Raw genomic sequence first — 9,739 nt, forward strand, 5'->3', positions numbered from 1 at the left:
GGGAGTCCCGAAGGGAGCGCAGGCGGGAGCAGCAACAGCAACCGATCATACTGGACTCAGACCCCCGCCTGAATCTCTAAAAGCAAAAAGCCCGGCAAAGAAGCAGCCGGGCTTTTTGCTTTCCTGGTGCTTATTCTCCTCATATTTAAATAATATTTCTATTTTTGCGTGGAAGCTAAACGTATGGCAAAATATAATACCAAGTCAGTTAAGAAGAAAAAGCTGGGTAACTACCCGCATGCCATGGTCGTGTTCTCTATTTCCCTGGCACTTTTTGTGATCGGGTTGTTTGGAATGCTCCTCATTCATGCCGGTAAGCTCTCCCAGATCGTGAAAGAAAGCATTGAGATGCAGGTATACCTGGACCGCAACCTGACCCAGGTACAGCTGGACCGCCTGCTGAAGACATTGGCTTCAAAAGAATTCATCGCTTACAAAGGAGATACGGCCCAGGTACGTTTCGTTTCCAAAGAAGAAGGGGCCAAAGCTTTCCTGGATGAGACCGGCGAGGACTTTATGGCTTTCCTGGGTGACAACCCGCTCCGCGATGCCTACGCCCTCAAAATTGATTCGGAACATTCTACTTCAGTCCTTCTGAAAGGTATAAAGAATGACCTGGAAGGTATAGACGGCGTGTATGAGGTGCAGTATGTAGAAAGTCTCATCGAATCCATCAACAGCAACATACAGAAGCTCAGCATCTTGCTGCTTGCTTTTGCAGGTATACTGGTCGTGGTGGTGATCATCCTGATAAACAATACGATCAAACTTGCGTTATTCTCCCAGCGCTTCCTCATCCGGAGTATGCAGTTGGTGGGGGCCACCTCCTTTTTTATACAGCGGCCTTTTCTCAAACGCGCTGCCTGGCAGGGTATCGTGAGCGGCATAATCGCCTCGGCGCTGTTGTTTGGCCTCATGCAGTACGCTTACCACGAAATCACGGAACTGAGCCTGCTCAAAGATGAAGAGCAGATGTACATGCTGATGATTGCCCTGATTGTGATTGGTTGCATCATCGGCTTCATGAGCTCCTACCGCGCCATCCGGAAGTACCTGCGTATGTCTTTAGATGAATTATATTAATATGGAAAATAAGAAGAACCTTGCCTTCGGCAGAAAAAATTACATCCTGATGCTGGTGGGCATTGCCGTGCTCGCTGTTGGTTTTATCATCATGACGCTTGACAAAGAGCAGTATGGCCTGGGCTTTCTGGGCATCACGCTGGGCCCACTGGTCGTTATGGCCGGCTTTGTAATCGAGCTTTTTGCAATCATGGTAAAGGATAAAACACAGGAATAGATAATAGATAGATGAGTGAATGGCAGGCTGTTATTTTAGCCATAGTTGAAGGATTGACTGAGTTTTTACCTGTATCTTCTACAGGACATATGATCATCGCCTCGGCCCTGATGGGTATAAACGAGCTCCCGATCACCAAAATATTTGCCGTTAACATACAGTTCGGGGCTATCCTGTCGGTGGTGGTGCTGTACTGGAAGCGCTTTCTTACCAGCTTTGAGTTATACCAGAAGCTGCTCCTGGCCTTTATACCGGCGGCCATCATAGGCTTTATGCTGAACGATGTGATCGATGCCATGCTGGGGAGTGTGTTCATTACGGCGCTGATGCTGGTAGTTGGGGGCGTGGTCCTGCTGTTTGTGGACAAATGGTTTGCCCACGCCGAGGAGAACCGGATTACCTATAAGAATGCCTTTGTGATCGGCTTCTTCCAGTGTATTGCTATGATACCGGGTGTTTCCCGTTCGGCAGCATCTATTGTAGGAGGCCTGGCGCAGGGTGTCAACCGGAAAGCAGCTGCTGAATTTTCGTTCTTCCTGGCCGTACCGACCATGCTGGCCGCTTCGAGCTATAAGCTCATCAAAGACCTGCTCAAGCTCGAGCTTTCAGACATTGTGAAGTTCGATCTCGTAAAGATTCAGAACAGCTTTGATGTGATCACCTCCGATGACCTGAAGCTACTACTGATAGGAAACGTGGTGGCCTTTATTGTTGCCATGTTCGCGATCAGGTTTTTCATAAACTTCCTGGCCAAGTATGGCTTCAAGATGTTTGGTTATTACCGCATTGCGCTGGGTATAGCATTACTGGCTTTGCTGGCAATGGGTGTTGATTTAAGAGTATAAAATGACCTATAACTTTGAGGCAGGCGAAACACTGCTCATCGACAAACCGCTTACCTGGACATCGTTTGATGTCGTTAAAAAAGTGCGCAATACGCTGCGGGTCAAAAAAATAGGCCATGCCGGCACGCTCGATCCGCTTGCTTCCGGCCTGCTGATCCTGTGTACCGGCAAGTTCACCAAGCGCATCGACGAGATCCAGGCCCAGGAAAAAGAGTATACAGGAACCATCACCATTGGCCAGACCACTCCCTCCTACGACCTGGAAACCCCTGTTAGCGAGACCAGCGACATCAGCCACCTCACTCAGGAAGACATCAAGGCAGCAGCGAACAGCTTTGTAGGAACGATTGAGCAGGTACCGCCTATTTATTCGGCTGTGATGGTGGACGGCAAGCGGGCGTATGACCTGGCCCGCAAAGGCAAGTCGGCAGAGCTGAAATCCCGCACCATCACGATCAAGGCATTTGACATCACGCATATAGATGGAGCCGTGGTTTCCTTCAAAGTGATCTGCACCAAAGGAACCTATATCCGGAGCCTGGCCCACGACCTGGGGCAGAAGCTGGGCTGTGGTGCACACCTCTCCTCTCTGGTCCGCACGCGTATCGGGGAGTACAAACTGGAAGATGCCCTGAGCATGGAGGATATCCAGGAAATAAGAAGAGCCCAACTGGAAGCGAATGGAAGTAATCCGTGACATTGCTGCTTTCCCGAAGCTAAGTTATCCTGTGGTGACCAGCGGTACCTTTGACGGGGTACACGTAGGACACCGCAAGATCCTGCAGCGCATGAAGGAACGGGCACGGCAAGCCAACGGGCAAAGCGTGGTGATCACCTACTGGCCTCACCCCCGCCTCGTGCTTTTCCCGGAAGATAATGACCTGAAGCTACTTTCTACCATAGAAGAACGCGTGGAGCAGCTGCGCAGCTTCGGCATCGACTACCTGCTCATTATCCCTTTCACCAAAGAATTTTCCCGCCTGAGCTCCCGCAGCTTCATTTCGGATGTGCTCGTCAAGGCGTTGCATACCAAAGTGCTGGTGATCGGCTATGACCACCGGTTCGGCAAAAACCGGGAGGGCAGTTTTGAACATCTGAAAGCACGATCGGCACAGTACGGCTTCGAGGTGGAAGAGATTCCGAGACAGGATGTGGACGAGGTAGGCGTCAGTTCTACCAAGATCAGGAAGGCCATCGAATCCGGGGACATACCCACTGCCAACAAATACCTGGGCCATACCTATAGCCTGACCTCCACGGTAGTGGAAGGCAACAAGCTGGGACGCACCATCGGGTACCCTACTGCCAACCTGGCTATACCTGCCCCGCACAAACTGATACCTGCCCATGGCGTATATGCCGTGTGGGTGAGGCTGGACAAAGAGCGCTTCCCCGGCATGATGAACATCGGCACCCGCCCTACTGTAGACGGTACGCACCTGACGCTGGAGGTGAACATCCTGAACTTCGACCGTGACATCTACGGCCATACCTTAACCGTAGAATTTGTAGAACGGCTGCGCCAGGAGCAGAAATTCGAAGGACTCGAGGCACTGAAGGCACAGCTGGCAAAGGACCGGCAGGCGACGGAACGGGCATTATCGCAACCGTAATTTATTTCGCCGGACATAAAACTTATTTCACCCAAAAACGAAAAGCCGTATCTAGTATATGGCTTTTTCTATTTAAATTACTTAGGTATAGAATCTTCTCTTTCATCGCTGTTTTGGATGAAGTATGGGTATACGTACGTATAGCGCATTCAGAACATAAGCTCACAACATAACTATGATCAATAAAACTGTTACAAACGTACAGGAGGCATTGCAAGGGATAACCAGTGGCATGACCCTCATGCTGGGCGGTTTTGGCCTCTGCGGCATACCTGAAAACTCGATCCAGGAGTTGCTGCGCCTGGGTGTGAAAGACCTGACCTGTATCTCCAACAACGCCGGCGTAGACGATTTCGGGATCGGCCTGCTGTTGCAGCAGCGGCAGGTAAGAAAGATGATCGCCAGCTATGTGGGGGAAAATGCCGAGTTTGAGCGCCAGTTGCTGTCCGGCGAACTGGAAGTGGAACTGATTCCGCAGGGTACGCTGGCAGAGCGCATACGGGCCGGCGGTGCAGGTATACCTGCTTTCTTCACTCCGGCCGGCTATGGCACTGAGGTAGGCGAAGGCAAGGAAAGCCGCGAATTTAATGGCAAAATGTACCTGATGGAACAGTGGCTGAGAGCGGACTTCTCGTTTGTCAAAGCCTGGAAGGGCGACACGGCCGGTAACCTGATCTACAAAGGCACCGCCCGTAACTTCAACCCCATGATGGCGGCGGCCGGCAAAATTACGGTAGCGGAGGTAGAGGAGCTGGTACCAGCCGGTGAACTGGACCCGAATATGATCCATACGCCCGGCATCTACGTGCAGCGCATCTTCCAGGGCGAGCAGTACGAGAAGCGCATTGAACAGCGAACGGTTAGAACCGCTTAAATCAAAACAACATGGCTTTAGATAAAAATCAAATAGCAAAGCGCATATCGCAAGAGGTAAAGAACGGCATGTACGTGAACCTTGGTATAGGTATACCTACGTTGGTAGCCAATTACATACCCCACGGGATCGAGGTGGTGCTACAGTCCGAGAACGGTTTGCTGGGCATGGGCCCTTTTCCTACCGAAGAACAGGTGGACGCCGACCTCATCAATGCCGGCAAACAGACCATCACGACACTACCGGGTTCCTCGCTCTTCAATTCAGCCGAAAGTTTTGGCATGATACGCGGGGAACATGTGGACCTGACCATACTGGGTGCGATGGAAGTATCTGAAAGAGGCGACATTGCCAACTGGAAGATACCCGGTAAGATGGTAAAAGGTATGGGAGGCGCTATGGACCTGGTCGCATCCGCCAAAAACATCATTGTGGCCATGCAGCATACCGCGCGAGACGGCTCTTCCAAGCTGCTCAAAGAATGTACGCTTCCGATTACGGGCTTGCAGTGCGTTAAAAAGATTGTAACGGATCTGGCCGTGCTGGAGGTAACTGGGGAAGGATTCCGATTACTGGAACGGGCTCCGGGTGTAAGTGTTGCCCAGATACAGCAAGCAACCGAAGGCCGGCTCATCGTGGAAGGCGACATACCGGAAGTACAGGTATAAAGTAACACGACACACCGTTTGAGAGCGCAGATAGGCATCTGCGCTTTTTCTGTTTACCTTTGTACACAGGAAGGACTTTTTCTTTCCTGTGCAAAATATCATATCAAAACTATACTTGCCTCACGTATACCTGTAGCAAGCAACCCAATTATATATGAGTGAAAAAATAGAAGCAAATTCTGAGCACAGGTTACTACTGCGCCAGCTGGAGCTAAAAGATTACAAAGAAGTAAAAGACATCATGGATCTGGTGTACTCCAATATAGATGGCGCCTGGACCCGTAAAGAATTCTCCAATCTGCTTAAGAAATTCCCGGAAGGACAGATCTGTATTGAAGACAAAGGAATTGTAATCGCTGTTGCGCTGAGTCTGATTGTGGACTATAGCGTGTATGGCGATAAGCATACCTATGAGCAGATCATTGACAAAGGCACCTTCAAATCGCATGATCCGGAGGGCGATACCCTGTATGGGATCGATGTGTTTGTGCACCCCGAACACCGCAACCTGCGCCTGGGACGTCGCCTCTACGATGCCCGCAAAGAGATCTGTGAGAACCTGAACCTGCGCGGCATCATTGCCGGCGGACGTATACCTGGCTACAAAGATTACGCAGACAAGCTAACCCCTGCCAAGTACATCGAGATGGTCCGCAACAAGGAATTGTCGGATCCGGTGCTGTCTTTCCAGCTCAGCAACGACTTCCACGTGCGCAAGATCCTCAAGGGCTACCTACCCGACGACACGGAATCCCGTGCTTATGCCACACTGCTGGAGTGGATCAATGTATACTATGAAGAGAAAGAGAAACTGATCGGCGGCAAAAAGACTATCGTACGCATCGGTATTGTGCAGTGGCAGATGCGCTCTGTAAAAGACCTGGACGACATGATGCAGCAGATCGAGTTCTATGTCGACACGGTGAGTTCCTACAAATCGGATATGATCGTCTTCCCGGAGTTCTTCAATGCCCCACTGATGGCCCTTACCAACGAGGAGTCTCCTTCTGAGGCGATTAGAAGTATGGCGGAGTATACCGATGAGATACGGGAGCGCATGATCCACCTGGCCCTCTCCTACAACATCAACATCATTGCAGGCAGCATGCCGGAGTACTACGACAACAAGCTCTACAATGTGAGTTACCTTTGCCGTCGCGACGGTACCTACGACAAGCAGTACAAGCTACACGTGACGCCGGATGAGTCGCATTACTGGGGTATGCGCGGGGGCCACAAGCTGAAGATATTCGACACGGACATCGGCAAAATTGGTATCCTGATCTGCTACGATGTGGAATTCCCCGAGCTGGCCCGCATGCTCTCTGACATGGACATGAAGATATTGTTCGTACCTTTCTGGACGGACACGAAAAACGCCTACCTCCGGGTACGCCTCTGCGCCCAGGCCCGTGCTATCGAGAATGAGTGCTATGTGGCTATCACGGGCAGTGTGGGCAACCTGCCGAAGGTGGAGAACATGGACATCCAGTATTCGCAATCAGCCGTCTTCTCCCCTTCCGACTTCGCTTTCCCGCACGATGCGGTAGTGGCCGAAGCCACCCCGAACACGGAAATGACCCTGATCGCCGACCTTGACCTGAACCTGCTCAAGGACCTCAATACCGCAGGCAGCGTGCGTAACCTGAAGGACCGCCGCCGCGACTTGTATAACCTGAGTTGGGTGTTAAGGCAGGAAGAGTAAGAAAAGTATATAACCAAAAAGGTCCCGTTGCTTCCGGAAGCAACGGGACCTTTTTGGTTAATTAGGATAATTAAAGGCTTTTTCTACGCTTTTTGGACTCCAGGTTGAGGGCTATGATAGTGCCTATGATAAATGAGATTATAGCTCCTATAGCCAAATACTTAATTAAGCTAGGACCCGTAGGCCGTAATCTAGGGACAAAACCCGTTACAATTTCAACATTATCCAGCTTTTCAAGATCGGCTTCCAATTTTACCTGCTCCTTATACATTAAGATACTTTCTCTGTATAGGTTTGTAGGATCTATGGGTTGTCCATAAATAAATCCGTTGACAGGCCCTTTCGGTTCGCTAACGTTGGTTTTCATACTGTCAATAGAAGATATTTCACCTTTTAGCTTAGACACCATGTTTTCCACCTGCCTTTGTTTGATTCTTTTCTGTTTGGCAAAGTAACGGTTGTTTTCCAGGTAATTAGTTAAGGCTGGCTCCATGCTCTCAAACAGCTCTCTGTCATACAGGGACAGTTGTATCCGGAATGGAGATCCTGTTAATACACTATCCTCTTCTACCCTATCTGCATCCAGGTTGGAAAAACTCATCTCTTTGATTCGTTGCGCAGCAGCTGGACTGATGTCCAGTCTATCCGCCACTGCCTCAAAGTTTTCTTCCGCCACCATAAGGGAAAGCTTGTTCAACTGGTCCTCAATGAATTCGTTTCGGATGTTGGCTAGCATCAGTGTCATGGAGGAGGTAAAATAGGGCTTGGTCACATAGTAGATACCGTAGCTTATACCTGCACCTAGCAGTAAAAAGAGCATCATTAAAAGAGACCTTTTCAGTACAACCCGCATAACATACCTTATTCTAGCAAACAAGTTGCTAAAACCTGCACCTATCCTATCTATCACATAACGAAGGTCTATTTCGTCGGAAGATTGGTTTTTCTCCTCTTGCAGTCTGTGCATATTTTAGTTTTTACAATTCCACTACAAATCTATAAAATTAGTTCATATTATTAATTCCGATAGTTTGATTAAAGTAGATGCAACTAATATTTCATACATTTGTGTTTTGCTATAACTTTAATACTAATTGCTTACTGCATCAAAAGGTGCTAATTAGTAAACATCAGCTGGAATCACTGCATTTTTCCCTTGTACATAGAAAGAAAACTTTCAGGGATCTTAGTTGGCAAGGGTGGGCTGCATGGCTTTCTCTGAAAACTCTGTTATCCGTCGGGTTTACACCTTCAATAATCAGCTTTAAAAGATATTGTTTTCAATATATCAAAACACAAAGATCTCCATGCAGTTTATCAAAACGCTCTACAAAAATATACTCCCGGATGATTTAAGGTGGCAAATCTGGAACTACAGGACTAGGAACTCTAAATTGGGAATTCTACGGAAAAAATTTTTAGAGTATTATGAAACTCTCCCTGAAGGCGAAAAGAACAGCGAAGTAAAAGAGGTTGTTGCTTTTGTCAAGAAATACAGCATTGTTACATTTCCTTATCCCTTTATATACAACTACAACATACAGGATGTAGAAGTTTATAGAGATAAGGAGCTTGACTTACCCTATGTTCTACTGGATGGAAAAAAATTATATTATAAGAGAAGTTGGCCAGAACTGGCTATCAAAGAAAATTTCAATTTCCTATCGATAGAGCAAGACCTACAATCTCCTCACCGTTACCTTACCGATGCATTTCAGGTGACTACCGGGGACGTGGTGGCCGATATTGGAGCAGCTGAAGGAAACTTTGGCCTCAGTGTGATTGAAAAAATCAGCAAGCTCTACATCTTTGAGACAGATTCGGAATGGATTGAGTCGCTGAGCGCAACATTCTCTCCCTGGAAAGAAAAAGTAGAGATTGTCAACAGATATGTCTCAGATGTAACAGATAAGGATAACATCACAATAGATGACTTTGTAGTGAATCGACAGTCCTTCAACTTCCTTAAAATTGATACAGAAGGCGCCGAAGCCAAGGTTTTAAAGGGTGCCGCCAAGGAGCTTCGGTATAGTTCGTCCTTAAAAGTTGCTATTTGTACTTACCATAAACAAAATGATCAGCATGACCTGGCAGTTTCTTTAGAAGCAGCAAACTTTAATATTTCTTACTCCAGCGGATATATGTTCTTTTTGGAAGATAATCAGACGCCACCATACTTGAGGAGAGGGTTGATAAGGGCTACTAAAGGTCGTCTGCAGTAATAGTTAAGTTCAATCAGAAGCATATGTTAATCAGCATTATAGTCCCTACATACAACCATGAAACGTTTCTTCCGCAGCGCCTCGATTCTATATTAAACCAGTCGTATGAAAACTTCGAAGTAATTATACTAGATGATTGTTCTTTGGATAACAGCAGACAGGTACTGGACCAATACAAGGACCACCCCAAAGTCAGCCATGTCATTTATAACACGACAAACAGCGGCTCTACTTTTAAGCAGTGGAACAAAGGCATAAATCTGGCAAAGGGAGACTGGATTTGGTTGGCAGAGAGCGATGACAAAGCAGAACTCAGCTTCCTGTCCACGCTAGCGACGGAGCTTGAAGGCAAGGAGAACATAGGTATAGCCTACGCCCAGTCCTGGAAGATAAACAGCAAAGATGAAGTGACTGGCAGCTGGTTAGAATGGACGAACGATTTAGACAAAGCCCTGTTCCTAACCAATTTTACAATGAATGGGACTGAGTATATTGAGAAGTTTCTTATACAT

Annotated in this window: 11 protein-coding genes; 10 read left to right on the forward strand and 1 reads right to left on the reverse strand. The window is 48.0% G+C overall.

The genetic code is table 11. The annotated features are described in order from the left end of the window. The first annotated feature begins 183 nt into the window (after positions 1-183). The 8 genes from OB13_RS10760 (at position 184) to OB13_RS10795 (ending at position 7,005) form a co-directional block, all read left to right on the forward strand. Complete coding sequence (locus tag OB13_RS10760; RefSeq protein WP_461490169.1) at positions 184-1,083, forward strand: cell division protein FtsX; 900 nt, start codon at positions 184-186, stop codon at positions 1,081-1,083. 1 nt (position 1,084) lies between these two features. After that, entirely contained in the window at positions 1,085-1,300 is a 216-nt protein-coding gene (locus OB13_RS10765) for a DUF3098 domain-containing protein (protein ID WP_461490170.1), read from the forward strand. A gap of 11 nt (positions 1,301-1,311) precedes the next feature. After that, the gene (locus tag OB13_RS10770) at positions 1,312-2,145 is read left to right on the forward strand and encodes an undecaprenyl-diphosphate phosphatase (protein ID WP_461490171.1); all 834 of its coding nucleotides are present in this window, start codon (positions 1,312-1,314) and stop codon (positions 2,143-2,145) included. A 1-nt stretch (position 2,146) separates the two neighbouring features. Further along, positions 2,147-2,842: a tRNA pseudouridine(55) synthase TruB gene (gene truB / locus OB13_RS10775; RefSeq protein ID WP_461490172.1), complete on the forward strand. Its 696-nt coding sequence runs from the start codon at positions 2,147-2,149 to the stop codon at positions 2,840-2,842. Further along, positions 2,826-3,758 (forward strand): bifunctional riboflavin kinase/FAD synthetase, encoded by a 933-nt coding sequence (locus OB13_RS10780; protein ID WP_461490173.1) that lies wholly within the window; start codon positions 2,826-2,828, stop codon positions 3,756-3,758. The genes truB and OB13_RS10780 overlap by 17 nt, the downstream gene beginning before the upstream one ends. Positions 3,759-3,933: 175 nt before the next feature. Continuing rightward, positions 3,934-4,632 (forward strand): CoA transferase subunit A, encoded by a 699-nt coding sequence (locus tag OB13_RS10785; RefSeq protein ID WP_461490174.1) that lies wholly within the window; start codon positions 3,934-3,936, stop codon positions 4,630-4,632. 11 nt (positions 4,633-4,643) lie between these two features. Further along, entirely contained in the window at positions 4,644-5,300 is a 657-nt protein-coding gene (locus OB13_RS10790) for a 3-oxoacid CoA-transferase subunit B (protein ID WP_461490175.1), read from the forward strand. A gap of 154 nt (positions 5,301-5,454) precedes the next feature. Then, the gene (locus OB13_RS10795) at positions 5,455-7,005 is read left to right on the forward strand and encodes a GNAT family N-acetyltransferase (protein WP_461490176.1); all 1,551 of its coding nucleotides are present in this window, start codon (positions 5,455-5,457) and stop codon (positions 7,003-7,005) included. Positions 7,006-7,075: 70 nt separating this feature from the next. On the opposite strand, the gene OB13_RS10800 is transcribed toward OB13_RS10795, so the two are convergent. Then, complete coding sequence (locus OB13_RS10800) at positions 7,076-7,972, reverse strand: chain length determinant protein (RefSeq protein ID WP_461490177.1); 897 nt, start codon at positions 7,970-7,972, stop codon at positions 7,076-7,078. 340 nt (positions 7,973-8,312) lie between these two features. Here OB13_RS10800 and OB13_RS10805 point away from each other — a divergent pair, with 340 nt between their 5' ends. Both OB13_RS10805 and OB13_RS10810 read left to right on the forward strand, forming a co-directional pair. Continuing rightward, positions 8,313-9,227 (forward strand): FkbM family methyltransferase, encoded by a 915-nt coding sequence (locus OB13_RS10805; protein WP_461490178.1) that lies wholly within the window; start codon positions 8,313-8,315, stop codon positions 9,225-9,227. A gap of 23 nt (positions 9,228-9,250) precedes the next feature. Continuing rightward, a partial coding sequence (locus OB13_RS10810; RefSeq protein WP_461490179.1) for a glycosyltransferase family 2 protein occupies positions 9,251-9,739 on the forward strand: 489 nt, incomplete at its 3' end.

It is taken from the genome of Pontibacter sp. HJ8, assembly GCF_054824225.1.

Bases quoted from the DNA above. Each gene is read 5' to 3' on its own strand.
- OB13_RS10760 (WP_461490169.1), top strand. From the start codon at position 184: ATGGCAAAATATAATACCAAGTCAGTTAAGAAGAAAAAGCTGGGTAAC.
- OB13_RS10765 (WP_461490170.1), top strand. From the start codon at position 1,085: ATGGAAAATAAGAAGAACCTTGCCTTCGGCAGAAAAAATTACATCCTG.
- OB13_RS10770 (WP_461490171.1), top strand. From the start codon at position 1,312: ATGAGTGAATGGCAGGCTGTTATTTTAGCCATAGTTGAAGGATTGACT.
- truB (WP_461490172.1), top strand. From the start codon at position 2,147: ATGACCTATAACTTTGAGGCAGGCGAAACACTGCTCATCGACAAACCG.
- OB13_RS10780 (WP_461490173.1), top strand. From the start codon at position 2,826: ATGGAAGTAATCCGTGACATTGCTGCTTTCCCGAAGCTAAGTTATCCT.
- OB13_RS10785 (WP_461490174.1), top strand. From the start codon at position 3,934: ATGATCAATAAAACTGTTACAAACGTACAGGAGGCATTGCAAGGGATA.
- OB13_RS10790 (WP_461490175.1), top strand. From the start codon at position 4,644: ATGGCTTTAGATAAAAATCAAATAGCAAAGCGCATATCGCAAGAGGTA.
- OB13_RS10795 (WP_461490176.1), top strand. From the start codon at position 5,455: ATGAGTGAAAAAATAGAAGCAAATTCTGAGCACAGGTTACTACTGCGC.
- OB13_RS10800 (WP_461490177.1), bottom strand. From the start codon at position 7,972: ATGCACAGACTGCAAGAGGAGAAAAACCAATCTTCCGACGAAATAGAC.
- OB13_RS10805 (WP_461490178.1), top strand. From the start codon at position 8,313: ATGCAGTTTATCAAAACGCTCTACAAAAATATACTCCCGGATGATTTA.